This is a genomic window from Actinoplanes sp. NPDC021490, from assembly GCF_055562135.1.
Map to the genome: position 1 here is coordinate 1 of NZ_JBVHFW010000016.1, position 24,836 is coordinate 24,836.

Below are 24,836 nucleotides of genomic sequence, written 5' to 3' on the forward strand. Positions count from 1 at the left end.
ACACCCCCTACGACCCGGCCGAACACCGCGCCCTGCAAAACCTACTCACCTCACCCCCATCAACCGGTTGACACAGGGCACTCCCGCCGAGGGCCGCGGTGGGATTCGCCGGCCGCTGGCGCGTCCGGAGCGCGAAACCCACCACGGCGACGTGCGTGAGTGGTCACGCCCGAGAGCAAGAGCCTCACTGGGCGCCGCTGGCCTGCCAGTTCAGCTGGACCAGGAGCTGGCGGGCCTGCTCGGCGACCTCGGCGTCGGTGACCACCGCGTACTGGCCGGCCTGGATCGACGACCGCGAGGCGAAGTCGCGGCGGCCACCCGTGGCGGCGTGCGCGATGGCGCCGAAGACCGCACCCCAGGCCGCGCCGATCAGCAGGCAGACCAGGATCACGGCGAACCAGCCGGAGTCGCTGAACAGGCCGAACAGCAGGCCCACGAAGAGGCCGAACCAGGCGCCGCTGGCCGCGCCGGCCAGGGCCGCCCGGCCCGTGGTCAGCCGGCCCAGCACGTTCTCGACCAGGCGCAGGTCGGTGCCGATGATCGCGGTCCGCTCGACCGGGAACTTGTTGTCCGACAGCGTGTCGACGGCCTTCTGCGCCTGCGCGTAGTCGGGGTAGGTGCCGACCACGACGGTCGGCGCGCCGCCCGCGGCCTGGGTCTGCGCGGGCAGGCTGGGCGTCCCGGCCGGGCCGGGCGGGATGCCGCCCGCGGTCGCCGGGTTGTCGGAAGGAGTGTTGGGTGTGGTCATTTCGTGCCTCCCTTGACGCGGCGACCGGCAGCTGCCGGAACGCCGGACTTCTTCGTCGTGGCCGCCGGGCCGGCGACCGGCTCGACCGGCTCCGGACCCTCGGGCACCAGCCGGTCACCCGCGGCCAGCCGCACCCAGATCAGGAAGACCCCGGCCGCGGCGGCGGTGATCGCGGCCGCGCCGGTCAGGAAAGCGAACCGGCCGGAGACGAGGTCGGGCATCGAGCGCTCGGACATGGTCACCGCGGCCAGGCCGAGCAGCCCGGCCGCCCCGGCCACGGCGCCGATCGCCAGCAGCGGGCCGGTCACCAGGCGGCTGGGCGGCTGGGTGCCGCCGGGGGCGTTCCACCGGCGTACGCGGATGAGGAAAGCGGCCAGGGCGGCCCAGGCCAGCGTGACCGCGAGCGCGGCGATCGTGTCGCTCGGCCGGTGCCACTCGGCCCACACCGTGGCCACCGCGATCACCGTGACGTAGGCGAACCCGACGAGGGCCACCATGCCGCGCAGGGCCTGGGGCAGCACCAGGACGACCGCGAACGCCACCGAGGCCGCGGCCGTGGTGTGGCCGGACGGGAACGAGTTGGACATCGAGAAGCCGTCCAGGTCGGGCCGGACCAGGTGGGTCTTCATGAGCTGGGTCGTGACGTTGGCCCCGATCACCAGCATGGCCGCGCCGAGCGCCAGGTCGATCCGCCGCCGCAGCACGCCGAAGACGGCGGCGAACAGGCAGACGAGCACCAGGCTGATCAGCGACGTGCCGTTGAGCGTGCGATCGAGCACCTCGACCACCCGGGGATGGTGGACGTCGGCGCCGCGCATCGCGATCGTGTCGACCCGCTGGCCGAGCGTGGTGCGGACGAAGACCTCATAGAGCGCGACTGCCGCGCCCGTGGCGAGCAGTGCGAGGGCGATCGGCGCCAGCAGGTGGCGGGCGCCACGGGGGCGCGCGGGGCTGGCCTGCTGGGGGGACGCCAGGACCGTCATGGGTGGGAGTCCTTCTGCTGCGGGCTGGACGAGGCGCAAGCGGTTTGCCCACCCGGTCGCTTTTCTAAGCGCGAGAAATCATAAGCCTCATCGTGTCCCGCACGACACGGGCGTCCCGTCCGCGCACCGTCGCAACGGTTCTGCACCCGAACGCTTTCCGGCCCCGCAACGCCACCCACCGACCTTCGTAACAGACGCCGCCGTTACGAAGGAGACGTTTTCTGATGAGGCAGTACGCCCGCCGGTTCGCCGGCCCCCTGCTGGTGTTCGCCGTCGGCGCCGGTCTCGTGTCCGCGCCCTCCGCGGCTTTCGCGGCCGGGGCCACGGCCACGGTCGAAGTCCGCAGCACGCTCAAGGTGCGGTCCACGCCGTCGCTGGCCGCCAAGGTGGTGGGTTCGCTGCGGAACAAGCAGCGGGTCACCGCCGTCTGCACGGTCACCGGCCAGAACGTCCGGGGTTCCCTGCGGACCACGACTCAGTGGGACAAGCTCAGCACCGGTGGCTACATCACCCACGCGTACGTGAGCATGAGCGGAAGCCTGCCGCGCTGCGCGACCACGTCGCCGCAGGCCGAGGCGGTCAAGACCAAGCCGGGCAAGCCGGTGTCGTCCAAGTACAAGACGGGCACGGTCAAGAGCGCCGACGGCAAGGTCAACATCCGGACCGGCCCGTCGGTCAGCTCGCCGGTCAAGCGCGTGGTCACCACCGGGGCCAAGGTCAGCGGGGTCTGCTACGTGCGGGGCACGATGGTGGCCGGCACGGTCCGCTCCACCACCCAGTGGAACCGTCTCTCCGACGGCGCCTACATCTCCCACGCGTACGTCGTGACGCCCGCGCTGGCCGTCTGCCCGGACACCCCGGCCGGCACGCCGGCGGCCCCGGGCGCCACGCTGACGCCGGAGCAGTTCATCAAGGCCGCCGTGCCCGGCGCCCAGCAGGGCTGGCGCGAGTTCGGCGTGCCCGCGTCGGTGACCATCGCCCAGGCGATCCTCGAGTCGGGCTGGGGCCGCAGCGGGCTGTCGACGGTCGACCGCAACTACTTCGGCATCAAGTGCCAGAGCGGCCGGTTCGGCACGCTGGCCAACGGCTGCCACGACTACCGCACCCAGGAGTGCACCAAGGCCGGCGAGTGCTTCTCGACCGTGGCCACCTTCCGCACGTACGCCTCGATGGGCCACTCGTTCCGCGACCACGGCAGCTTCCTGCGGGTGAACCCCCGCTACGCCGGCGCCTTCAACTACACCAAGCAGGCCAACAGCTTCATCTGGAAGGTGTGGAAGGCCGGCTACGCGACCGACCCGAACTACTACACCAAGGTCACCACCCTGATGGCGCAGCAGAACCTGTACCAGTACGACACCTGGAAGTAAGCGAGTTCTTCTCGCCCCCATCGGCCGAACCGGGCCGATGGGGGCGATTTGCACTTTATGCTGGCTTTGGTGAAGCGACCTGTGCACTCGGCCACCGCGGCGGACGCACGCCGCGGGCGCTTCACCGGTCTCTTGTTCGCCGGGGTCGTCTTCGCCGTCGCCCTGATCGTCGTGGTCTCGGTCTATGCCGGGTTGCGGGCGACCCAGCGTGAGAACGCCGAACGGGTGATGGACCAGCGCACCGCCGTGGCCGAGGCCGCCGTGCGCACCGAGACCGAGCGCTACCGGTCGCTGATCGAGACCGCGGCCGCCGGAATCAGCACCAACGACTCGCTGACCTGGAACGACTTCGATTCGGCGACCGCTCCGCTGGCCTCGGCCAACCTGATCGGCGCGGCCTCGCTGGCCTACGTGGTGCCGGCCACCGAGTCGCAGATCCCCGCGGTGCAGAGGCTGTGGCGGTCCCGCGGCGCCGAGGGCCTGACCCTGCGGCCCGTCGTGGCGGGCGAGGAGCACTACTTCACGATCTTCTCCCGTACGCTCAACGCGGCCGGACGCTCGATGACCGGGCTCGACGTCGCGGCCGCACCCGAGGCGGCGGCGGCCCTCGACGACTCGCGCCGCGTCGGGCAGCCCAGCGTCTCCGACACGTACGTACTGCTGCGCGACCGCAACCTGCCGGCGGCCCAGCAGCAGCGCTCGTTCCTGTTCGCCGCCCCCATCTGGACGCGGGCCAACCGTCCCGAGTTTCGCGGCTGGCTCGTCCTGGGCCTGCGCGGCCAGGACTTCCTCTCCGGCGTGCTGGCCACCGTCAGCCAGGGCCAGCTCGACGGCGAACTGCTGGCCACCGGCCGCGACGGTGGCCGCCCGGTGGTCGCCCAATACTCCGTCCCCGGCTCACCCGACCTGCGCCGCACCGTCGACCTGGTGGTGGCCGACCGTGGATGGACGCTGGTCACCCGGGCCGACGCCGCCAACCTGCCCGGCGCCTCCAGCACCCTGCCCCTGACCCTGCTGCTCACCGGGGCCGGCATGTCACTGCTGCTGGCCGGCCTGATCTATGTGCTGGCCACCGGCCGGGCCCGGGCCGTGTCGCGGGTGCAGGCGGCCACGGCCGAGCTGCGTGCGGCCGAGGAGGAGAGCCGCCGCCAGGCCGGGCTCCTCGGCGCGATCATGGCGAGCATCAGCGACGCGGTCGGCGTGGTCGACGAGAACGGCGCCTTCCTGCTGCACAACCCGGCCGCGCGGGCCATGCTCGGCGTGGCCGAGGACGAGGACGACCCGGAGGCCTGGCAGCGGCACTACGGCCTCTTCCAGCCGGACGGCCGCACCCCGTTCCCGGTCGACGAGATGCCGCTGATGCGGGCCCTGCGCGGCGAGTCGTGCGACGCCGTCGAGATGGTCGTCCGCAATACCCTGCGACCCGAGGGCATCCTGGTCAGCGTGGACGGCCGGCCGCTGGACACGAGCGCCGGGCGGCACGGCGCGGTCGCCGTCTTCCACGACATCACCGAGCTGCGCCGCTACGAGAACGACCTGGCCGTGTTCGCGGGCGTGGTCGCGCACGACCTGAAGGCCCCGCTGAGCGTCATCCGCGGCCACTGCGAGGTGGCGTCCGAGGACCTCGACGAGGCGCCGGACCAGGTGCGCGGCAGCCTCGACCGGATCATCCTGGCCGTCGACCGGATGGCGGCCCTGATCGACACGCTGCTGGCCTATACGACCGCCCGGGACGCCCCGCTGCGCATCCGCCGGGTCGACCTGGACGCGCTGGTGGGCGACGTGGTCCACGACCGTACGGCGCACCTGCGCGAAAACGACCGGCCGCGGATCCACCTCGCGCCGCTGCCCGCTGTGAACGCGGACCCGGCGATGCTGCGGCACGTCCTGGACAACCTGATCGGCAACGCCCTCAAATACGTGCGTCCCGGCACGGCCCCGGTCGTCGAGGTCACCGGGGGCCCGGCCGACGAGCACTGGGCGCGGATCGCGGTGGCCGACCGGGGGATCGGCATCCCCGACGCCGACAAGCCCGAGATCTTCGACAGCTTCCACCGGGCCCACGCTGACGCCGGATACGCCGGCACCGGGCTGGGCCTGGCCATCTGCAAACGCATCGTGGAGCGACACGGCGGCGAGATCGCCGTGGCCGACAACCCCGGTGGCGGCACGTGCTTCAGCTTCACGCTGCCGCTGCCCTCGGATCAGGAGGAAGACATGAAAGAGACCGATGAGGCCGCGGCCCGCGCGGCCCTGGACCGGGCCCTGGCCGAACGCGCGGCCATGGAGAACTCGCGGCTGCCCGGCCTGAGCGCGCTGCCCGCGGCCGAGCCGTCGTCACACGACCCGGCCTCGGCGCCGCTGCGCGCCCCGGTGCCCGACCACCACCCGACGGTGACCGGGGCGGAGTGAGCACGGTGGCAGGATGGAGTCATGACGATTCCCGCCCTGCCGCTTCCGGGCTCCTCCGTCGAGATGCCGCTGCTCGGCTTCGGCACCTGGCAGATGCGCGGCGACACCGCCTACCAGGCGGTCCGGGACGCGCTCGAGGCCGGCTACCGGCACCTCGACACCGCGACCATGTACGGCAACGAGGCCGAGGTCGGCCGCGCGCTGAAAGACTCCGGCGTGCCCCGCGACGAGGTCTTCGTGACCACGAAGCTGCCGCCCGACCGGGCCGGCCGGGAACGCGCCACGATCCAGGCCTCGCTGCGCGACCTGGGCCTCGACGCGATCGACCTGTGGCTCATCCACTGGCCGCCGTCGCGCGGCCGCTCGGTCCCGTTGTGGCGCGAGTTCCTCCGGGCCCGCGACGAGGGCCTGACCCGCGCGGTCGGCGTCAGCAACTACGGCCCCGACGAGCTCGACGAGCTGGCCGCCGAGACCGGCGTGCGCCCCGCGGTCAACCAGATCCGCTTCGGCCCGTCCCTCTACGACCCCGCGATCGTCGCCGCCCACCGCGAGCGCGGCGTGGTGCTCGAGGGCTACTCACCGTTCAAGACCACCAACCTGCACGACCCGGCCCTGACCGGCATCGCCGCGGCCCACGGCGTCGACCCGGCCCGCGTCGTGCTGCGGTGGCACATCCAGCACGAGATCGGCGTCATCCCGAAGTCCGCGACCCCGGAGCGCATCGCCCGCAACGCCGACATCGACGGCTTCGTCCTCACCGACGACGAAATGAAGACGATCGACGCGCTCGGCCGATAAAGGCGGTGGCCACAAAATCTGATTATCAGATACGGTGATGGCATGCGGACCATGACCGCCACCGAGGCCTCACGCAACTTCTCGGACCTGCTCGACGCCATCGAGCAGGGCGAAACCGTGACCATCACCCGGGGCAATCAACCGATCGCGGAGATCGGACCGGCGCGCCGGCGCACCGGCGCGGATCTGCGTTCGGCTCTCGAGGGCATCCCGGCGCCGGACGACCGATTTGCCGAAGACCTCGCCGCGGCCAAGGCTTTGCTGGAGTCCGAGCGGAGTGACCCGTGGGCCGACGCCTGATTCTCGACACCAACGTCCTGACCGCGTACGAGCGAGGCACGATCGATCGGTCCGCGCTCGACCACGACGAGCTGGCGGTCGCGGCGGTCACCATCGCGGAGTATCGCGTCGGGATCGAACTGGCCGACACCGCGGAACGGGCCGCCGCGCGGAGTCGCGCGCTGGCCGCGATCGTGGGGGTGGTCGACGTTCTCGCCTACACGGACACGACGGCGACGCATCATGCTCGCTTGATCGCTCACGTACGCCGGTCCGGCACCCCTCGCGGCGCGCATGACCTGATCATTGCGGCTCACGCCGCGGAGACCGGTCGTACGGTGGTGACCCGCGACGTCAAAGCGAGCTTTGCCGACCTGCCCGGCGTTCTGGCCATCACACCCTGAAGCGACGCCCCTGATTCCCGCTCGGCGGGCGGCGTTAATCACCAGGCGTTTGCCGTCCGATCCGCCTATTCTTGCTGCGCGATGTCGACAACACCCGAACTCCGTAGCCGCCTGGCCGAACTTCTTCCCCGTGACAGTCACCGCCTCGGGCGGCGGCTCGAGGGCACCCGGCGCATCAAGGACGAGACTGCCCGGACCGCCGCGCTGGGCGAGATCTCCGCCGAGATCGACCGGGCGGCGCAGCGGCTCGCCGCGCGGATCGCGAGCGTGCCCCCGATCAGCTATCCGGAGTCCTTGCCGGTCAGTCAGCGTAAGGACGACATCGCCGCGGCCATCCGCGACCACCAGGTGGTCGTCGTCGCGGGGGAGACCGGCTCGGGTAAGACGACCCAGATCCCCAAGATCTGTATGGAGCTGGGCCGGGGCGTACGGGGGCAGATCGGTCACACGCAGCCCCGGCGGATCGCCGCCCGCACGGTTGCCGAGCGCATCGCCGAGGAGGTCGGGCGCCCGCTCGGCACCACGGTCGGTTACAAGGTGCGCTTCACCGACCAGGCCGGCGACGACACCATGGTCAAGGTGATGACGGACGGCATCCTGCTGGCCGAGATCCAGAACGATCGCAACCTGTTCCGGTACGACACGCTGATCATCGATGAGGCGCACGAGCGCAGCCTCAACATCGACTTCATCCTCGGCTATCTGCGCGAGCTGCTGCCGCAACGTCCCGACCTCAAGCTGATCATCACGTCGGCCACGATCGAGACGCAGCGCTTCGCCGAGCACTTCGCCGACGCCGACGGCAAGCCGGCCCCGGTCATCGAGGTGTCCGGCCGCACGTTCCCGGTCGAGGTCCGCTACCGGCCCCTGGTCACGCCGAAAGAGGACGACGAGACCACCGAGGAACCGATGGACCAGGTCGACGGCATCGCCGAGGCGGTCGACGAGCTGGGCCGCGAGGGCGACGGCGACATCCTCGTGTTCCTCTCCGGCGAGCGCGAGATCCGCGACACCGCCGACGCCCTGGGCAAGCGGAACCTCCGCAACACCGACATCGTTCCCCTGTACGGCCGGCTGTCCGCGGCCGAGCAGCACAAGGTGTTCGAGCGGCATTCGCAGCGCCGGGTCGTGCTGGCCACCAACGTCGCCGAGACCTCGCTGACCGTCCCCGGCATCCGCTACGTCATCGACCCCGGCACCGCCCGCATCAGCCGATACTCGCACCGGCTCAAGGTGCAGCGGCTGCCCATCGAACCGGTCTCGCAGGCCAGCGCCAACCAGCGCAAGGGCCGTTGCGGCCGGGTCGCCGACGGCATCTGCATCCGGCTGTACTCCGAGGAGGACTTCGAGGGCCGTCCGGAGTTCACCGAGCCCGAGATCCTGCGCACCAACCTGGCCAGCGTCATCCTGCAGATGACCAACCTGGGTCTGGGCGACCTGGCCCGGTTCCCGTTCATCGACCCGCCCGACCGCCGCAACATCACCGACGGCGTGAAACTGCTCGAGGAACTGGGCGCCCTCGACGACCGCAAGCTCACCCCGCTCGGCCGCCAGCTCGCGCAGCTGCCGGTCGACCCGCGGCTGGCCCGCATGGTCATCGAGGCCGACCGGCAGGAGTGCGTGGCCGAGGTCATGGTGATCGCGGCCGCGCTGTCCATCCAGGATCCGCGCGAGCGCCCCACCGAGAAACAGCAGCAGGCCGACGAGAAGCACGCCCGGTTCACCGACAAGGAGTCGGACTTCTTCAGCTACCTCAACCTGTGGCGCTACCTGCGCGAGAAGCAGCAGGAGCTGAGCGGCAACCAGTTCCGCCGCCTGTGCCGCAACGAATTCCTCAACTACCTGCGCGTACGCGAGTGGCAGGACATCTACTCCCAGCTGCGCCAGGTCTCGCGCACCCTGAACCTCTCGATCGTCGAGGATCGCGAGGAGATCGCCGCCGGGCCGAACGTGCACACCGCCCTGCTGTCCGGCCTGCTCTCCCACATCGGTCTCAAGGAGACCGACAAGCGCGAATACCTGGGCGCCCGCGGGGCCAAGTTCGCGATCTTCCCGGGCTCGGCGCTGTTCAAGAAGCAGCCGCGCTGGGTGATGTCGGCCGAGCTCGTCGAGACCAGCCGCCTGTGGGGGCGGGTCAACGCCCGCATCGAGCCCGAATGGGCCGAGAAACTCGCCCCGCACCTGGTGAAACGCTCCTACTCGGAGCCGCACTGGGAAAAGAAGCAGGGCGCCGTGATGGCGTACGAGAAAGTGACCCTCTACGGCCTGCCGATCGTGCCCCGGCGCAAAGTGGGCTACTCCAAGGTCGACCCGGTGGTCTCGCGTGAGCTGTTCATCCGGCACGCGCTGGTCGAGGGCGACTGGGACACCCACCACAAGTTCTTCGCCGACAACACCAAGCTGCTGGCCCAGATCGAGGAGATCGAGAACCGGGCCCGCCGGCGCGACATCGCGGTCGACGACGAGACGGTGTACGCGCTGTACGACGCCCGCATCCCGGCCGACGTGGTCTCGCAACGGCATTTCGACTCGTGGTGGAAGAAGGCCCGGCGCGACGATCCTGAGCTGCTCACGTTCACCCGCGAGCTGCTGGTCAACAACGGGCGCGACGCGGTCGACCCCAACGCCTATCCGGACGCCTGGCTCGCCGGTGGGGTGAAGCTTCCCCTCTCGTACGAGTTCGAGCCGAACACGACGGCCGACGGTGTCACCGTGACCGTGCCGCTGCCGCTCCTCAACAAGCTCGATCCGGAGGACTTCGTCTGGTCGGTGCCCGGCTTTCGCAAGGACGTCGTGATCGCGCTCATCCGGGCCCTGCCCAAGGCGCTGCGCACCAACTTCGTGCCGGTGCCGGACTGGGCCGAGGCCGTGCTCGACCGGGTGCCGGCCCGGCGCGGCCCGCTGCCCGACGCGATCGGCGCCGAGCTGCGGCGGCTCACCGGCACGATCGTGCCGCGCGACGCGTGGCGGCCCGACCAGGTTCCCGAGCACCTGCGGGTCAACTTCCGCGTCGTCGACGAGAACGACAAGGTCTTGGGGGAGGGGCGCGACCTCGAGGTGCTGCGGCGCTCGCTCGCGCCCAAGGTGCAGCAGACCATCTCGAAGGCCGCCGGCGACATCGAGCGGCGCGGCATCACCACCAACGACTTCGGGCAGCTGCCGCGCCGGGTCCGGCAGATGCGCGGCGGCTACGAGGTCAACGTCTTCCCGGCGCTGGTCGACGAGGGCGACAGCATCGCGATCAAGGTCTTCGAGACCGAGGCCGAGCAGCGTACGGCCATGATCGCGGGCACGCGCAAGCTGCTTCTGCTGACCCTGCCGCCGGCCGCGCGCTATCTGCAGGGCCGGCTCGACAACCGGGCCAAGCTCGAGCTCTCGCGCGGGAACCCGTACCGGTCGATCTCGGATCTTCTCGACGACTGTGCCGGCGCGGCCGTCGACAAGCTGGTCACGGACGCGGGCGGGCCGGTCTGGTCGTCGATCGAGTTCGCGTCGCTGCGGGACACCGTACGGCAGGATCTGGTCGACGCCGTGGCCAACGTCGTCACGCAGGTCCGTCAGGTGCTGGCCACCGCGTACGACATCGACCAGCGGCTCAAATCGCTGCGCGACCCGTCGATGCTGCCCGCCCTGGCCGACATCCGGCAGCAGCTCAAGGGCCTGGTGCACGCCGGCTTCGTGACCGAGACGGGCTGGCGCCAGCTGCACCACCTGCCCCGCTATCTGCGCGGCATCGTCTATCGCCTGGACCGGCTGGGCGGCACCCTGGCCCGCGACCGGCAGCTGATGGCCCAGATCCACGAGATCGAGGCCGAATATCGGGAACTGCTGACCCTCGGAGCACCGGAGGAGGGTTTACGGGAAATCCGGTGGATGATCGAGGAGCTGCGGATCAACTTCTTCGCCCAATCGTTGGGTACCGCCTATCCGATATCGGACAAACGGATCTTCAAGGCGATGGACCAGCTGCCTGTGTAGCACGCTCGTAGACGCTCGGGTGCCGTTCGGTTACCCCCCTGTCGTGGGGGTCCGGGAGGCCCTAGCGTTCTCGCCATGACCAACGACTTCCTGGCCTTCGCCCCGATTTCCGCGCTCGTTCCGGCCTCTCCGGCGACCGGCCTGCTCGACGAAATGATGGCGCGGGTCGGGGTCGACGGACTCGTCGCCGCGCTCGCCGACCCGGGGCTGCTCGCCCTGGTCGACCAGCACGCCGCCGCCGTCCGGGACGCCCTCGAGTCGGCCGGCCGCGACGCCGACGCCGAGGGTCTGGCCGGCTACGCCCGCGCGATCGTCGCCGGGGCCCGCCGGATGAGCCGCCCGCTGCCCGAGCCGGGTTTCGCGCCGATGACCTGCGCCGAGTGGAAGGCGGCGGACTGGCACCTGCTGCGTCTCGTCGCGGTGTGCGCGATCGCCGAGGAGAACGCCGTCCTCTGAGTTCCGCCTTGCACAACGGCCCGCCTCGGCGGGCCGTTTCGCATTTCCCCGCGCGAGTGTCCATCCTCCGGGCTCGGTCGTTCGGTAGGGAGGAAACCCCCGAAACGCCGAGACGGGTGTTTTGCAACAAATGGGGTCTATGCGACAAGGTGGAAGAATGAAGCTCGCTCTCGCGCTGGCCGCCGTCGCCGGTCTCACCCTTCCGGCGGCGCCCGCCCTGGCCGCACCCACCCCCGGGCCCGCGCCCACCCCGTCCGTGGCCGCGGCTGCCCCGACCGGCCCGCAGCTCGTCGCACGCTGGTCGTTCGACGCCGGCGCGGTCAACGGACGCGTCTCCGACACCTCCGGCCGCGGTCCCGCGCTCACCGCCCGTACGGCCGACTCGGGTGTCCTGCGCTACGACACCGCCACCCCGAGCGGGCGCTACGTGACGTTCCCGGCGGCCTGCGCGTCCGCGTCCGCCACCTGCCCGCGCGCGCTGTTCGAGACGGCGAACGTGGCCAACCTCAACCCCGGCACCCGGCTGTTCCGCTGGTCGGCCCGGATCCAGCTGACCAAGACCCAGATCGTCGGGTCGGCCAACGTCATGCAGAAGGGCGTGGCCAACACGTCGAGCCAGTGGAAGATGCAGGTCGGCAAGACCAACGGCAAGGCGCAGTGCGTGGTGGTCGGCGCCGGCTCGTCGGCACGCTACATCGCCCGCTCGTCGGCGACCGTGGCCGACGGCCAGTGGCACAAGGTGCTCTGCCAGCGCAGCGGCACGACCCTGTCGGTGTCGGTCGACGACAAGCCGGCCGGCCAGACCACCATCCCGGCCAACCTGTCGATCAGCAACACACTGCCGCTGCGCATCGGCGGCCCCAACTTCAACACCAAGACCGACATGTACCACGGCCGGCTGGACGACGTGTACGCCGAGCTGGGCTGACCGCAGCGGTTACCTCGAGGTGCCCTGAGCTCGGAAAAGTGCGCTCTTCCGGGCCCAGGGGCTTCCCTCGTACGGTCGTCGGCATGACTGTCACCCTTATCGACCCGCCCGGCCTGCCGCAGATCCCGATCTACCGCCAGGTGTCCGTGGCCACGGGTTCCCGGCTGATCCACGTCGCCGGCCAGGTGGCGTGGGACGGCGGCGACTTCACCACCCAGGTCGAGCAGGCCTACCTCAACGTCGGCACCGCCCTGGCCGCCGCGGGCGCCACGTTCGCCGACGTGGTGAAGCTGACCGCCCACGTCGTCGACTGGACCCCCGAACGCATGCCCGACCTGCTGGACGGCATCGCCCGGGCCTCGGCCAAGCTGGGCGTCACGATCGCCGCGCCCGCGTCGCTGTTCGGCATCGCGGCCCTGGACGTCCCCGAGCACCTGGTCGAGATCGAGGCCGTGGCCGTGCTCGACTGACCGCCGTCACTGGCCGTCGAAGCTCGTGCGGGACGCCTCGATGTGTCCCAGGTAGGTCTGCGTCCAGTCGCACATGCCGTCGACCACCTTGCGCAGCGCTTGCCCGGCCTCGGTCAGCGAATAGTCGACGCTGGGCGGCACGGTGGGATGCACGATCCGCGCGACCAGCCCGTTGCGCTCCAGCGTCCGCAAATTCTGGGTCAGCACCTTGTGACTGATCCCGCCCACCTCGCGGCGCAGTTCGTTGAAACGCATGGTCCGCTGCCCCAGAAACTCGATGATCAGCAACGACCACTTGCCGGCGACATCCGAGAAGATCTCCCGGGCCAGCGAGTCGGCCCGGGCCAGGTCAGCCTCGGGCGGCAGCGCGCCGATCTCCTGCCTGGTCCCCACCGGGACAGCCTAATGGGCCGCCCCGATCGCCCGTAGACGGGAGAGGACGCCCGGGTTGCCCCGGGCGTCCTCGTTTCGGTTGCGGCCTAGCTGCGGCGGAAGGCGTAGGAACGGCCGCCGCCCGCGCCGGCCGCGCGGCCCGCGTGGGCGCGCTCGGAGCGTTCGCGCGCGGCCTGCCGGCCGTCGGTGGCGCCGTGATGTTTGGCGCCGGCGGCCTGCTTGCGGCCGGACGGCTCGGCCTCGCCGGCCAGGGCGGGCAGCGACGGCATGTCGTCCGGGTTGAGCTGAACCTTGAAACGCTGACCAGGCATACAGACCTCCTCGAAGCCCCGCGCGGAAGGCGGGGCCGGGCACGGTGGAGCCAGGATGGAAAAGTGAACGCGTGGGTGCTCCGGGTGTCGGCACGATGATGGCTCCACGGCGGACGAATCACGCGGGAGCACCCGGAACCGAGCACGGTGGACGGCCCGAGTGGGCCGGAGCATCAGGAGATCATGCGGACGAGGCTAATCGCCGCCGGCCGGGCCGCGCTACCGATTTACGAGCCGGATTCCCGCGTTCAGGAACGCGGTGGCCGTGGGGTAGTCGCGGAGCTGGGCCTGAACGGTCTCCAGGCCGACGCGCAAGGCCACCGCGGGCACCCCGCGGGCCTGCAGCACCCCGTCGGTCCAGGCCACGAAGTCGGTGAAGATCTGGGACTCGCTCACATAGAGCGCGGCCGCCAGGAAGTCGACGATGTGCGCCATGTCCTCGGCGGTCGAGTCGAGCTGACGCTGGTTGTACTCGCGCATCGCGGGATACGTGCCGGTGAGCCGCCACATCGCCGTGTCGATCAACTCGGGGCGGTGCCGGACCACGTACGTGTATTCCTCGTCGCCCAGGAAGGCCGAGAGCTGCGGGTCCTGGTTGTGCGGGGGCCAGTTGCGGGCCAGGCGCTGCACCGCCTCCTCGGCCCCGGCCGCCCACGCGTCCGCGCCCAGGTGCTGCGCGTACCGCCCGCCGGGCCCGAAACCCCGGCCGCCCGCGATGACCGGGACGCCGGCCGCCTTGCAGGCCGTGATGGCGGCGTGCGCCCGCGGGAGTCGGGTGGCGATCATGCAGCTCAGCGCGACCACGTCGGGGCCGGTCTGGTGCAGGTGGGTGATCAGATGTGGGCCGGGCACGTTGGCGCCCAGGAAGTCGACGCGCCAGCCGTCCAGGCGCAGCATCTCGGCCAGCAGGCGGGTCGGCAGCGCGTGCCACTCGCCGTCGACGCAGGCGATCGTCACCCGGCCGCGGGTCGGGCGCACATTGGTGCGGGCGGCCAGGGCGGCCAGGGCCCGCTCGCTGATCGCGGTGGCCGCGTGCTCGCGTGCCACCGTCCACTCGTTGGACGCCCACAGCTCGCCGACCCGGATCTGGGCGCCGCCGATCAGGTCGATCATGATGCGTTGCGGCGGCAGGCCCTCGTCGAACAGCTCGGTGACCAACTCGACGGCGCCGTACTCGTCGCCCTCGCCGACCAGCGACAGATAGTCGTCGATGAGGCCGGCCATGTCGTACGAGCGCCTCGGCGTGGCGCTCGGGACGGTCACGAACGGACCCGTGCGCGCCGTTCGGTGCGCCGGGCGTCGATCGCGAACGGCGACTGGTTACGGGAGCCGTTGCGCAGGCTGAGCTGGGTGCGGTCGGGAGCGCGGACGGCCAGCATCGCGATGTCGTCGCGGGTGCCGCCGTGCACCCAGTCGCTGACCACCTGACGTACGCGTTCGACGGTGGCCACCCCGGGCAGGCCGCGGCACTCGGCCAGCGCGTCGCGCAGCCGGGCCTCGCCGAACTGCTCGTCGCCGGCCGGGCCGCCCCGGGCCTCGGTCAGGCCGTCGCTGTAGAGCAGGCACAACTCACCCGGCGCCAGTTCGACGTCGGCCGGGCTGACCACCGTACGCGGAACCGCGCCGATCAGGGTGCCGCTGATCGGGACCTCTTCCACCCGGCCGTCGGCGCGCAGCACGAGCGGCGGCGGGTGACCGCCGGTGGCCAGCGTGAGCTTGACCCGGCCGTGGTCGATGCGGCTGACCGAACCGACCACCATGGTGACGAACCGGTGCTGGCGGCCGGAGTCGAGCAGCGCCTGGTTGAGCACGCGCAGCATCTTGTCGGGCGCCTGCTCGACCAGCCGCAGCGCGCGCAGCGTCTGGCGCACCTTGCCGGTGAGCACCGCGGCCTCGGGGCCCTTGCCGCAGACGTCGCCGAGCGCGATCACCGTGTCGGGGCTGGTGTCGGTCGGGCCGAACACGTCGTAGAAGTCGCCGCCGATCCGCATCGCCTCGCGGGCCGCCTGATAGGAGCCGGCCAGCTCGATGCCGTCGGGCTGGATCAGCTCGGGCGGCAGCAGGTCGGCCTGCAGCACCGCCGTGGTGTCGACCTGGTCGCGATAGAGCGCGGCCGACGACAGGGCGGCGCCGGCGCGGGCCGCGAAGATGCGGGCGAGGATCTCGTCGTCGGGCCCGAACTCGGCGTCGGCGCCCCGGCGGGCCAGGATCAGCGCCCCGGCCGGCTCGGCGTTGCCGGGCAGGGGAGTGACCAGCAGCGCCCCGACCGGGCCGACCCCGGCGGGCAGAAGCCACTCGGGCACCTGGGACGCGTCGATCCACCGGCTCGGGATGGGCGGGAAGCCGCCGAGCGCCTCGACCAGCCCCGGCACCTGGCCCAGCATCGGCTCACGAATCATGCCCTCCTCGGGCATGCCCCCGCGGACCAGCCGCACGAACTGGCTCTGCCGGCGGCTGACCGGCAGCATCACCACGGCGACGTCGGCCAGGTGGCCCACCGCCAGCTCGGCGGTGATCCGCTGGCATCGGCCCAGGTGCAGCGACGACGACAGGCGCCGACCGGCCTCGGCCAGGAACGCCGTGCGGGCGCGCTCGGCCCGCAGCGCGTCGGCGCGGGCCACTTCCTCGGTGCGATCGCGCAGGTACCACCCGTAGTGGTCGGCGCCCAGCGAGCGCCGCTCACCCTGCAGATGGCGTCCGGCGTAGAGGTCGGTGAAGGAGTCGTCGCCCGAGGTCAGCGCGGCGGCCAGACCGGGCAACGGCCCGTCGAGGGCGGTCGAGCCGGTGGAAAGGCCGGGCACCAGGGACTGGGCGGCGGAGTTAACCATCAGGACGGTGTCGTCGGCGGCGCTGCACAACAGCACTGCCTCGCTGGCCGCGTCGAGCGCGGCGCGGAGCAAGGCAGGCGCGGGCCCCTCGGTCAGCTTTTCGCCGGCTGCCGCCGACGATTGCGCTGTCATGGGTCCTCCTGTCTGTCCCGCCCGGCACGATCTACAGGCACAGACTACGTGCTTATCGGCCCGGTGGCCCGTCCCAGGTGTTGATCATGACCGTCAGTCGGCCAGATCGACAACGATCGGAGCGTGATCGCTGGGTCCCTTTCCCTTGCGCGCCTCGCGGTCCACCACCGCATCTGTCACCCGGTCGGCCACCGAGCCCGTCGCGTAGACCAGGTCGATCCGCATACCGAGGTTCTTGTGGAACATTCCGGCCCGGTAATCCCAATAGGTGAACGGATGGTCACCCTTCATGGGCCGGCCGACGATGTCGCGGAGCCCCGTCGCGCGGATGGCGGCCAGGGCCTCCCGCTCGGGCGGCGTGACGTGGGTAGAGCCGGTGAACACCTTCGGGTCCCAGACGTCGTCGTCGGTGGGGGCCACGTTGAAATCGCCCGCCACCACGAGGGGACCCGCGTCGACCTCGGCGGCCAGAGCCGTACGCAGGGCGGACAGCCACGACAGCTTGTATGTGTAGTGCGGATCGTCCGGGGTGCGGCCGTTCGGCACGTAGATCGAGTAGAAGCGGATTCCGCCGGCCACGGCACTGATCGCCCGTGCTTCCGGATCGGGAAACCCCGGTTCGCCCTCGAATCCCTTCCGTACGCCGTCGAGCCCCACCCGCGAGAGCAGGGCGACCCCGTTCCAGCGGCCTTGCCCGTACGCGGCGACGTCGTACCCCAGCTCGGCGACCTCGGCCGTGGGGAAGCCGTCCTCGGCGACCTTGGTTTCCTGCAGGCACAGCACGTCGGGCTTGGTGGTGCCGAGCCACTCCAGCAGGCGCGGCAGGCGTGCCTTGACCGAGTTGACGTTCCAGGTGGCGAAGCGCATCCGTCCAGCCTGCTACATCGGGCGGTCGTGCGCTTCTCCGGCCTGTTACTCAGAACCGGCGAGTCGCGCGGGTGGCGGCGAGCAGAGCCAGGCCCAGGCCGGCCATGAGGACGAGAAGCACCGCGACCAGCCAGACAACAGCCCCGTCGGAGCCGACCAGCGTCGCCATGCTCACTCCTTCCACCGCACACCTAACATAAGCCGAATGTGATCCGCGTTACGGCGGAACCCGGTCAGCGAATAATGCCCGAGTCGCGAACACGATGCCAGTCGTGGTGGCAGGTTTGTCAGCATGCGAGTGGACGTGACGCCGGCACTGGCCGACTGCCTTCTCGACCCGGCCTGGGAGTTCTACCGCGACACCTTCGACGAGCTGCGGGTTCTGGCGGTCACCCGGCACATGCTCTACCGCCACGAGTTCGACGAACTCATGGCGGACAAGCGAAACGACAAGTACGTCGTACAGGACGAGGAGGGCGTAACCGGGCTCGCCGTGATGACCAACGACCTGCACGCCGCCCCGCTGATCTCGCCCGACTACTTCCGGTACCACTGGCCCGAGCTGTACGCCATGAACCGCCTGTATTTCGTGCATTTCGTCGGTGTCCGTCCCGGCAGCCGCGGCCGGGGCGTGTTCATCAAGCTGCTGCGCGAGATGTACAAGCCGATCGAGGCGGCCGACGGCCTGGTCTTCATCGACGTGTGCACGTACAACGAGGAAGCGCACCAGCTGCCCGAGATGATCGGCAAGGTGCTCAACCGCATCGCGGGCCACGCCGTCTCGACTCGGATCGACTCACAGTCCTTCTGGATGTACGAGTTCCCGAAGCCCCCGGTCCCGGCGAGCTGACCCGTTTCGTGACAGGGGCCGGCCCAGGTCGGCTCCGGTCAGGAAACCCGCTTCAGGGTCGAGGCGATCCCCGCGTGCCAGTGCCGGGCGAACTCGGCGGGTGACACGGCCGGCCCCCAGAACCAGCCCTGGGCATGGGTGACGCCCGCGGCGGCGAGGGCGTCGCGCTGCCGGCGGGTCTCGACGCCCTCGGCGATCACGGTGAGCCCGAGCGTCCGGCCCATCTCGGCCACGGCCCGGACGATCCGGTCGTCCTCGTCGCTCAGACCCGCCCCGGCCACGAACGAGCGGTCGACCTTGATGCCGGTCACCGGCAGGCGCCGCAGCTGGCCCAGGGCCGAACCGGCGCCGAAGTCGTCGAGGAGAACCCGGCAGCCCAGCTCGCACAGTTCGAGCAGCACGCGCCGGGGCCCGCCCGCCGGAACGGGCCCGGTCGTCTCGAGGGACAGGCAGCGCGCCGGAACCCCGTACCGGAGCATCTCGGAAGAGACCATCGTCGGCAGGCGCGGGTCGGTGAGCTGGTGACCCGACAGGTTGACGGAGAGGAAGAAGGTGTCGCCGACCGTGCCGTCGGCGCGCCACGACCCGAGCCGGCGCAGCGCCTCCTGACGCACCCGGTCGCCGATCGCCCCGATCAGCCCCGACTCCTCGGCGATCGGAATGAACGTGGCCGGAGGAACCGGGCCAAGCTCCGGATGCAGCCAGCGCACCAGCGCCTCCGCGCCCACCGGCACGCCGGTCGCCAGCTCGACGATCGGCTGATAGGCCACGCTGAGCCGGTTGCCCTCGAGCGCCTGGCGCAGCGCGTGCGCCAGCTCTTCCCGTTCACGCGCCGGCTCTTCCCGTCTGCGCGCCGGCTCGTCCGGCTTGCTTGCCGGCTGCATCTGCTCGTGCGCCGGATCGTCCCGCCCGCGCGTCAGCTCGTGCCGCTTGCGCGCCGGATCGTTCCGTTCGCGCGCCGACTCGTCCCCGTCCGGCGTCGCCGTCGCGCCCCGGGTTCGGCGCGAGCCCAGCGCGACCTGCACCAGCGGCAGCGCGGCGATCGCCAGGCCCGCGGTCAATCGCCACTTATCGGTCATCAATTGATCAGTTCGGTATTAACACACCGCAACTGAGCGGCAGAACTTATCCACAATCCCGGGTTGTCCACAGCCCTGCCGACGCCGCGAGGCTGAACTTGACAGGATGGTCCAGGGTCGTCCCCCGAGGAGGGTGGGGACTGTAATACGACCAGTAAGGGCTAGCGGGCCAGCACGTTGCCGGGGTGCTGGGCCGGCTCGGCGGCCGGGCGTTGCTGGGGGACGTGGGCGCCGTGGGCGAACAGCGTCGGGCTGGCGGCCCGCCGCAGCACTGTGCGGGCCACCGAGCCCAGCAGGCCCGCGTGGTGGGTGCCGCGCGGGCCCAGCACCGTCACCCGGGCCCGGCCCGAGGCGCGCACCAGGGTCGGGCCGGCCGCGCCGGTGAGGAGCCGGGTCGTGTAGTCGGTCAGTTCGGGGACGGCCTCGACGGCGCGGGCCAGGATCTCGCGGCCCTCGTCCTCGGCGCCGGCCTGTTCGACCACGTGGGCCACCAGCACCGGCACGTTGCGGCGGGCGCCCTCGGCGGTGGCCAGGCGCAGGCCCAGCAGGGAGGTTTCCGAGCCGTCGACCGCGGCCAGGATCGGGCCGGCCTGGGGCCGCGGGCCGCGGGCGACCAGCACGGGGCACCAGGCCCGGGCCACCGTCTGCACCAGCACCGAGCCGGTCGGCAGCCACGGGGTGGTGGCCAGGTCGTCGTCGCCGAGCACGAGCATCTCGGCCGTGCGGCCCAGGCCCAGCAGCACCCGGTCGGGCAATCCGTCGACGAGTTGTCCCGTCACCCGCACCCCGGGTGTGGAACGCTGGGCAGTGGCCACCGCCGCGTCGACGATCTGCGAGGCGGTGCGCCGGGCCCGGTCGTAATTCTGATCGAGGCGGGGGTGTGACCAGGTGAAAGCGTGCACGATCCGGAGCTCCCGGCCGCGCGAGACGGCTTCGCGGGCGGCGAGCCGCACCGCCGCGAGCCCGGCCGACGTGCCGGTCACACCTACGACAACTGGAGACGGACTCGGGCTCGGCATCGGTTTGCACCTCCGCGTTCGACTACAACCATTATCTATACAAGTACGCCACTCTTCGTGATCAATCCCTCAGCAGGGAGCCGCCTGATGACCCATTCAGGTTGAGGGTTTACGGTGAACTACAAAATTTGTGGGACATCTGCCGGTGAAGTGAGGGAAATACATGACGGATGTCAAGCTCGACCACCCCGGCGGCCAGCTGTCGATGCCGGTGCGCGAAGCGGTCGAGGGCCCGGGCGGCATCGACGTCAGTGCCCTCCTCAAGGAGACCGGCTTCGTCACCCTGGACCAGGGCTTCGTCAACACCGCCTCGACCACGTCGACGATCACCTACATCGACGGTGACGCCGGCATCCTCCGCTACCGCGGATACCCGATCGAGCAGCTGGCCGAGCGGTCGTCGTTCCTCGAGGTCTCGTACCTTCTGATGCACGACGCGCTGCCGACGCCGCAGCAGCTCAAGGACTTCGCCGACAAGATCCGGGTGCACACGCTCCTGCAGGAGGAGATGCGCGCCTTCTTCTCCGGGTTCCCGCGCGACGCCCACCCGATGGCCGTGCTGTCCTCGGCCACGACCGCGCTGTCGACCTTCTACCAGGACGCGCTCGACCCGCTCGACCCCGAGCAGGTGGAGATTTCCGGCATCCGGCTGATGGCGAAGCTTCCGACCATCGCCGCGTACGCCTACAAGAGGTCCATCGGGCACCCGCTGCCCTACCCGGACAACAGCCTGGACTACGTCGACAACTTCCTGCGGATGACGTTCGGCCTGCCGACCGTGCAGTACAACGTCGACCCCAAGATCGCCAAGATCCTGGACATGCTGTTCATCCTGCACGCCGACCACGAGCAGAACTGCTCCACGTCGTCGGTGCGGCTGGTCGGCTCGGCGCAGGCCAACCTGTTCGCCTCGGTGTCGGCCGGCATCAACGCGCTGTCCGGCCCGCTGCACGGCGGGGCCAACGCGGCGGTGCTCGAGATGCTCGAGCAGATCCGCAAGGACGGCGGAGACGTCACCTCGTTCGTCACGCGAGTGAAGAACAAGGAAAAGGGCGTCAAGCTCATGGGCTTCGGCCACCGGGTCTACAAGAACTACGACCCGCGGGCCGCCATCGTCAAGAAGGCCGCGCAGGAGATGTTCGCGACCCTCGACAAGCCCGACCCGCTGCTCGAGCTCGCCTTCCAGCTCGAGGAGATCGCGCTCAGCGACGACTACTTCGTGTCGCGCAAGCTGTACCCGAACGTCGACTTCTACACGGGCCTCATCTACAAGGCGATGGGTTTCCCGACCAAGATGTTCACGGTTCTGTTCGCGATCGGCCGCCTGCCGGGCTGGATCGCGCAGTGGACCGAGATGATGAACGACCCGGCCAACAAGATCGGCCGGCCGCGGCAGCTCTACACGGGCGCCCCGGAGCGCGAGTTCGTCGCTATCGACAAGCGCTGAGCACTGACGGTCAAAAACGCCCCGTCCGGCAAATGCCGGGCGGGGCGTTCGTCATACGATCGGAGCGGTCCGCGAACAGGCCTTAGGGAGTAAGGAAACAATGGAGACGTTGGAGTTCCAGGCCGAAGCCCGGCAGCTGCTGCAGCTGATGGTCCACTCGATCTATTCGAACAAGGACATCTTCCTGCGCGAGCTGATCTCGAACGCCTCGGACGCGCTGGACAAGCTGCGCCTGGCCACCCTGCAGGACGGTCTCGAGGCCGACGCCTCCGACCTGCACATCGAGCTCGCCGTCGACAAAGAGGCGCGCACGCTGACGGTGCGCGACAACGGCATCGGCATGACCCGCGAAGAGGTCGTCGAGCTGATCGGCACGATCGCCAAGTCCGGCACGGCCGAGCTGCTGGTCAAGCTGCGTGAGGCCAAGGAGAGCCCGGAGCTGATCGGCCAGTTCGGCGTCGGTTTCTATTCGACGTTCATGGTGGCCGAGAAGGTCGAGCTGGTCACGCGCAAGGCCGGCACCGAGGGGCACGGCACTCGCTGGGAGTCCAGCGGCGAGGGCACGTACTCGATCGACGACGCCCCGGACGCGCCGATCGGCACGAGCGTCACCGTGCACCTGCGTCCCAAGGACGAGGAGGACGCGCTCTACGACTACACCGACGACTGGAAGATCCGCGAGATCGTCAAGAAGTACTCGGACTTCATCGCGTTCCCGATCAGGATGGGCGACGACACGCTCAACTCGATGAAGGCGCTGTGGGCGCGGCCGCGGTCCGAGGTGTCCGACGAGGAATACCACGAGTTCTACCGGCACATCAGCCACGACTGGTCCGAGCCGCTCGAGATCATCAACATGAAGGCCGAGGGCACCTTCGAGTACGAGGCGCTGCTCTTCCTGCCGTCGCGGGCCCCGCACGACCTGTTCCAGCGCGACTCCCGGCACGGGCTTCAGCTCTACGTCAAGCGCGTCTTCATCATGGACGACAGCCGTGAGCTGATCCCCGACTACCTGCGCTTCGTCAAGGGCGTGGTGGACGCGGCCGACCTGTCGCTGAACATCTCCCGCGAGATCCTGCAGCAGGACCGCCACATTCAGATGATCCGCCGCCGGCTGGTCAAGAAGGTGCTGTCCACGATCAAGGACCTTCTGAACAACAACCCGGAGAAGTACGCGACGTTCTGGCGCGAGTTCGGCCGGGCGGTCAAGGAGGGCCTGCTCAACGACTCCGACAACCAGAAGGCCATCCTCGACGTGGCCACGTTCGCGTCCACGGCCGGCACCGAGCCGACCACCCTCGCCGCCTACCTCGAGCGGATGAAGGAAGGCCAGGAGGAGATCTACTACCTGACCGGCGAGAGCCGTTCCCAGGTCGAGAACTCGCCGCACATGGAGGCGTTCCAGAAGCAGGGGTACGAGGTTCTCATCCTCACCGACCCGGTCGACGAGATCTGGGTCGAGGCCGTCCCCGACTACGACGGCAAGAAGCTGCAGTCCATCGCGCGCGGGTCGGTCGACCTGCCCAAGGACTCGGAGGAGCCGGAGCCCGAGGGCGACTTCGCGCCGCTGCTGACCTTCCTCAAGGAGCAGCTGACCGAGCAGATCAAGGACGTACGCCTGTCGCACCGCCTGATCAGCTCGCCCGCCTGCCTGGTCAGCGACAGCGACGACATCACGCCCGCGCTCGAGAAGATGTACCGCGCGATGGGGCAGGAGGGCCCGCGGGTCAAGCGGATCCTCGAGCTCAACCCGAACCACCCGCTGGTCGGCGGTCTGCGGACGGCGTACGAGCAGCGGGCCGACGACCCGGCGCTGCCCGAGACGGCCGAACTGCTCTACGGCACGGCCCTGCTGGCCGAGGGCGGCGACCTGGAGGATCCGGCGCGGTTCGCCAAGCTGCTGGCCGACCGGCTGGCCCGGACGGTCTAGAGAAAGCCCAGCCATTTCCGGGGTCCGGGGTGCCGTACGCGCACCCCGGCCACCCGGATCGCTTCGGTGATCGCGTCCCGCATGGGCGTGCCGGCGTGCAGAGCGTGGGCGAGAGCGCCATGGAAGGCGTCGCCGGCGCCTGCCGTGTCGACCGCGTCGACGGGCGGGACGGGGATCTCGTCGGTTCGGCCGTCGCGCGACCACGTCACCGGGCCGGGGCCGTGGGTGACGATCACGTCGGGGGCGGTGAAGCCGGCCGGGTGGCGGAATGCGGCCGAGCAGGCGACCACGTCGGCGTGCGGGAGGATGTCGGCGAAGACGGGCCGCCACGTGCCGGCGTCGACCACGAGACGGCCGGCCTGCCGGGCTGCGGCCACCGCGAGCACGGGGTGATGTCCGTCCACGAGCGTGAGCTCCGCATCCGGCAGACCCTTTTCCGGTACGCGGTAGGCCAGGTCACCGGCGTTGCGGCTGACGATGGTGCGCTCGCCGGTGCGGTCGGCGACCACCACGGTCGAGATCGGCGGCAACCCCTCGGAATCTTGGGCCGCGTCCACGAGGCGTACGTTATGGGCTTCAAGTTCTGAGCGGATGAGGGCACCCAGCGGATGCGCGCCGACCGCGGTGACCAGAGTGACCGCTGCGCCCAGGGCGGCCGCCGTGATCGCGGCGTTGGCCGCGGGACCACCGGCGGCGACCTCGACCGACAGGGCCTGCGCCTTCTCGTCCACGCCGGGCACACGATCGACCCGATAGACCAGGTCGACGGTGGCCAGCCCGACGCAGAGGATCATCGCGCGGCCGTCGGGACCCGTTCGATGATGGCCTGCCATTGCGCGGAAGTGAGCGGAAACGGGTTGCTGCCGCCGGGCATGCGCACCACGAGCGCGTCGCGGAACCGCTGATCGTTCGTGAGCGTTTCGCGCGTGATCGGCCGGCTCGCGAACTCCCGGGTGAAGCGCACCTCGATCACCGAGCCGCGCGGGCCGCCGACGACCGTGCCGACCGCCGCCACGCCGCCGCCGGGACCGCTGTGCCACAGGGCCACGTCGTCGCCGTCCGCGATCAGATCGCGATAGCGCCGGACCGTCCAGTCGCCGCTGCCGCACGCACCCCGGGCCGGGTTGTGCTGAAGAAGCCAGTACGCCATCGGT

General features: G+C 70.5%; 23 protein-coding genes. 12 read left to right on the forward strand and 11 right to left on the reverse strand.

Annotated elements, in window-relative coordinates; genetic code table 11:
• Positions 1-184: 184 nt before the first annotated feature.
• Positions 185-748, reverse strand: coding sequence for a YflT domain-containing protein (locus ACZ3I4_RS33855; RefSeq protein ID WP_465386143.1), 564 nt, complete (start codon positions 746-748; stop codon positions 185-187).
• A complete protein-coding gene (locus ACZ3I4_RS33860) occupies positions 745-1,731 on the reverse strand; it encodes a phosphatase PAP2 family protein (protein ID WP_465386144.1) in 987 nt (328 codons plus the stop codon). Before ACZ3I4_RS33860 ends, ACZ3I4_RS33855 begins: the two co-directional genes overlap by 4 nt.
• Positions 1,732-1,955: 224 nt before the next feature.
• Between ACZ3I4_RS33860 and gsmA the strand changes: the two genes are divergently transcribed.
• From gsmA to ACZ3I4_RS33905, 9 genes are all read left to right on the forward strand, one after another.
• On the forward strand, positions 1,956-3,101 hold the full coding sequence (gsmA, locus tag ACZ3I4_RS33865; protein ID WP_465386145.1) for a sporangiospore maturation cell wall hydrolase GsmA: 1,146 nt from the start codon (positions 1,956-1,958) through the stop codon (positions 3,099-3,101).
• A gap of 69 nt (positions 3,102-3,170) precedes the next feature.
• A complete protein-coding gene (locus ACZ3I4_RS33870; protein WP_465386146.1) occupies positions 3,171-5,513 on the forward strand; it encodes an ATP-binding protein in 2,343 nt (780 codons plus the stop codon).
• A gap of 21 nt (positions 5,514-5,534) precedes the next feature.
• Positions 5,535-6,311, forward strand: coding sequence for an aldo/keto reductase (locus tag ACZ3I4_RS33875; protein WP_465386147.1), 777 nt, complete (start codon positions 5,535-5,537; stop codon positions 6,309-6,311).
• A gap of 42 nt (positions 6,312-6,353) precedes the next feature.
• Complete coding sequence (locus tag ACZ3I4_RS33880; protein ID WP_465386148.1) at positions 6,354-6,611, forward strand: type II toxin-antitoxin system Phd/YefM family antitoxin; 258 nt, start codon at positions 6,354-6,356, stop codon at positions 6,609-6,611.
• Positions 6,596-6,994, forward strand: coding sequence for a type II toxin-antitoxin system VapC family toxin (locus tag ACZ3I4_RS33885; RefSeq protein ID WP_465386149.1), 399 nt, complete (start codon positions 6,596-6,598; stop codon positions 6,992-6,994). Before ACZ3I4_RS33880 ends, ACZ3I4_RS33885 begins: the two co-directional genes overlap by 16 nt.
• Positions 6,995-7,075: 81 nt before the next feature.
• Positions 7,076-10,972: an ATP-dependent RNA helicase HrpA gene (hrpA, locus tag ACZ3I4_RS33890; RefSeq protein ID WP_465386150.1), complete on the forward strand. Its 3,897-nt coding sequence runs from the start codon at positions 7,076-7,078 to the stop codon at positions 10,970-10,972.
• A gap of 75 nt (positions 10,973-11,047) precedes the next feature.
• On the forward strand, positions 11,048-11,428 hold the full coding sequence (locus tag ACZ3I4_RS33895) for a DUF6401 family natural product biosynthesis protein (protein ID WP_465386151.1): 381 nt from the start codon (positions 11,048-11,050) through the stop codon (positions 11,426-11,428).
• Positions 11,429-11,585: 157 nt separating this feature from the next.
• Positions 11,586-12,356, forward strand: a complete 771-nt coding sequence (locus tag ACZ3I4_RS33900) for a laminin G domain-containing protein (protein ID WP_465386152.1) — start codon at positions 11,586-11,588, stop codon at positions 12,354-12,356.
• Positions 12,357-12,439: 83 nt separating this feature from the next.
• Positions 12,440-12,826, forward strand: coding sequence for a RidA family protein (locus tag ACZ3I4_RS33905; protein ID WP_465386153.1), 387 nt, complete (start codon positions 12,440-12,442; stop codon positions 12,824-12,826).
• 6 nt (positions 12,827-12,832) lie between these two features.
• Here ACZ3I4_RS33905 and ACZ3I4_RS33910 read toward each other — a convergent pair whose 3' ends face one another.
• The 5 genes from ACZ3I4_RS33910 to ACZ3I4_RS33930 all read right to left on the reverse strand — a co-directional run bounded on the left by ACZ3I4_RS33910 (position 12,833) and on the right by ACZ3I4_RS33930 (position 17,357).
• Positions 12,833-13,219 (reverse strand): winged helix-turn-helix transcriptional regulator, encoded by a 387-nt coding sequence (locus tag ACZ3I4_RS33910; protein ID WP_465386154.1) that lies wholly within the window; start codon positions 13,217-13,219, stop codon positions 12,833-12,835.
• An 86-nt stretch (positions 13,220-13,305) separates the two neighbouring features.
• Complete coding sequence (locus tag ACZ3I4_RS33915) at positions 13,306-13,530, reverse strand: hypothetical protein (RefSeq protein ID WP_465386155.1); 225 nt, start codon at positions 13,528-13,530, stop codon at positions 13,306-13,308.
• 219 nt (positions 13,531-13,749) lie between these two features.
• Positions 13,750-14,793 carry a cobalamin B12-binding domain-containing protein gene (locus ACZ3I4_RS33920; protein ID WP_465386156.1) on the reverse strand — a complete coding sequence of 348 codons (1,044 nt, stop codon included), beginning with the start codon at positions 14,791-14,793 and terminating at the stop codon, positions 13,750-13,752.
• Positions 14,790-16,490, reverse strand: a complete 1,701-nt coding sequence (locus tag ACZ3I4_RS33925) for a PP2C family protein-serine/threonine phosphatase (RefSeq protein WP_465386157.1) — start codon at positions 16,488-16,490, stop codon at positions 14,790-14,792. The genes ACZ3I4_RS33920 and ACZ3I4_RS33925 overlap by 4 nt, the downstream gene beginning before the upstream one ends.
• A 93-nt stretch (positions 16,491-16,583) precedes the next feature.
• On the reverse strand, positions 16,584-17,357 hold the full coding sequence (locus tag ACZ3I4_RS33930; RefSeq protein ID WP_465386158.1) for an exodeoxyribonuclease III: 774 nt from the start codon (positions 17,355-17,357) through the stop codon (positions 16,584-16,586).
• 292 nt (positions 17,358-17,649) lie between these two features.
• Between ACZ3I4_RS33930 and ACZ3I4_RS33935 the strand changes: the two genes are divergently transcribed.
• On the forward strand, positions 17,650-18,207 hold the full coding sequence (locus tag ACZ3I4_RS33935; protein WP_465386159.1) for a hypothetical protein: 558 nt from the start codon (positions 17,650-17,652) through the stop codon (positions 18,205-18,207).
• A 38-nt stretch (positions 18,208-18,245) separates the two neighbouring features.
• On the opposite strand, the gene ACZ3I4_RS33940 is transcribed toward ACZ3I4_RS33935, so the two are convergent.
• Positions 18,246-19,286 (reverse strand): EAL domain-containing protein, encoded by a 1,041-nt coding sequence (locus ACZ3I4_RS33940; RefSeq protein WP_465386160.1) that lies wholly within the window; start codon positions 19,284-19,286, stop codon positions 18,246-18,248.
• Positions 19,287-19,447: 161 nt separating this feature from the next.
• Entirely contained in the window at positions 19,448-20,305 is an 858-nt protein-coding gene (locus tag ACZ3I4_RS33945; RefSeq protein ID WP_465386161.1) for a universal stress protein, read from the reverse strand.
• Positions 20,306-20,468: 163 nt separating this feature from the next.
• On the opposite strand from ACZ3I4_RS33945, the gene ACZ3I4_RS33950 reads away from it, so the two are divergent.
• Together ACZ3I4_RS33950 and htpG are read left to right on the forward strand one after the other, a co-directional pair.
• Positions 20,469-21,752: a citrate synthase gene (locus tag ACZ3I4_RS33950; RefSeq protein ID WP_465386162.1), complete on the forward strand. Its 1,284-nt coding sequence runs from the start codon at positions 20,469-20,471 to the stop codon at positions 21,750-21,752.
• Between the two features lie 100 nt (positions 21,753-21,852).
• Positions 21,853-23,682 carry a molecular chaperone HtpG gene (gene htpG, locus ACZ3I4_RS33955; RefSeq protein WP_465386163.1) on the forward strand — a complete coding sequence of 610 codons (1,830 nt, stop codon included), beginning with the start codon at positions 21,853-21,855 and terminating at the stop codon, positions 23,680-23,682.
• On the opposite strand, the gene ACZ3I4_RS33960 is transcribed toward htpG, so the two are convergent.
• Positions 23,679-24,476: a PfkB family carbohydrate kinase gene (locus tag ACZ3I4_RS33960; protein WP_465386164.1), complete on the reverse strand. Its 798-nt coding sequence runs from the start codon at positions 24,474-24,476 to the stop codon at positions 23,679-23,681. The genes htpG and ACZ3I4_RS33960 overlap by 4 nt on opposite strands.
• The gene (locus tag ACZ3I4_RS33965) at positions 24,473-24,832 is read right to left on the reverse strand and encodes an EVE domain-containing protein (protein ID WP_465386165.1); all 360 of its coding nucleotides are present in this window, start codon (positions 24,830-24,832) and stop codon (positions 24,473-24,475) included. The genes ACZ3I4_RS33960 and ACZ3I4_RS33965 overlap by 4 nt, the downstream gene beginning before the upstream one ends.
• Positions 24,833-24,836: the final 4 nt, after the last annotated feature.

Coding starts and splice junctions, on each gene's coding strand:
- ACZ3I4_RS33905 (WP_465386153.1), top strand. CDS start 12,440: ATGACTGTCACCCTTATCGACCCGCCCGGCCTGCCGCAGATCCCGATC.
- ACZ3I4_RS33940 (WP_465386160.1), bottom strand. CDS start 19,286: ATGACCGATAAGTGGCGATTGACCGCGGGCCTGGCGATCGCCGCGCTG.
- ACZ3I4_RS33860 (WP_465386144.1), bottom strand. CDS start 1,731: ATGACGGTCCTGGCGTCCCCCCAGCAGGCCAGCCCCGCGCGCCCCCGT.
- gsmA (WP_465386145.1), top strand. CDS start 1,956: ATGAGGCAGTACGCCCGCCGGTTCGCCGGCCCCCTGCTGGTGTTCGCC.
- ACZ3I4_RS33895 (WP_465386151.1), top strand. CDS start 11,048: ATGACCAACGACTTCCTGGCCTTCGCCCCGATTTCCGCGCTCGTTCCG.
- ACZ3I4_RS33945 (WP_465386161.1), bottom strand. CDS start 20,305: ATGCCGAGCCCGAGTCCGTCTCCAGTTGTCGTAGGTGTGACCGGCACG.
- ACZ3I4_RS33900 (WP_465386152.1), top strand. CDS start 11,586: ATGAAGCTCGCTCTCGCGCTGGCCGCCGTCGCCGGTCTCACCCTTCCG.
- ACZ3I4_RS33935 (WP_465386159.1), top strand. CDS start 17,650: ATGCGAGTGGACGTGACGCCGGCACTGGCCGACTGCCTTCTCGACCCG.
- ACZ3I4_RS33875 (WP_465386147.1), top strand. CDS start 5,535: ATGACGATTCCCGCCCTGCCGCTTCCGGGCTCCTCCGTCGAGATGCCG.
- ACZ3I4_RS33855 (WP_465386143.1), bottom strand. CDS start 748: ATGACCACACCCAACACTCCTTCCGACAACCCGGCGACCGCGGGCGGC.
- ACZ3I4_RS33965 (WP_465386165.1), bottom strand. CDS start 24,832: ATGGCGTACTGGCTTCTTCAGCACAACCCGGCCCGGGGTGCGTGCGGC.
- ACZ3I4_RS33950 (WP_465386162.1), top strand. CDS start 20,469: ATGACGGATGTCAAGCTCGACCACCCCGGCGGCCAGCTGTCGATGCCG.
- ACZ3I4_RS33930 (WP_465386158.1), bottom strand. CDS start 17,357: ATGCGCTTCGCCACCTGGAACGTCAACTCGGTCAAGGCACGCCTGCCG.
- ACZ3I4_RS33915 (WP_465386155.1), bottom strand. CDS start 13,530: ATGCCTGGTCAGCGTTTCAAGGTTCAGCTCAACCCGGACGACATGCCG.
- ACZ3I4_RS33880 (WP_465386148.1), top strand. CDS start 6,354: ATGCGGACCATGACCGCCACCGAGGCCTCACGCAACTTCTCGGACCTG.
- hrpA (WP_465386150.1), top strand. CDS start 7,076: ATGTCGACAACACCCGAACTCCGTAGCCGCCTGGCCGAACTTCTTCCC.
- htpG (WP_465386163.1), top strand. CDS start 21,853: ATGGAGACGTTGGAGTTCCAGGCCGAAGCCCGGCAGCTGCTGCAGCTG.
- ACZ3I4_RS33960 (WP_465386164.1), bottom strand. CDS start 24,476: ATGATCCTCTGCGTCGGGCTGGCCACCGTCGACCTGGTCTATCGGGTC.
- ACZ3I4_RS33925 (WP_465386157.1), bottom strand. CDS start 16,490: ATGACAGCGCAATCGTCGGCGGCAGCCGGCGAAAAGCTGACCGAGGGG.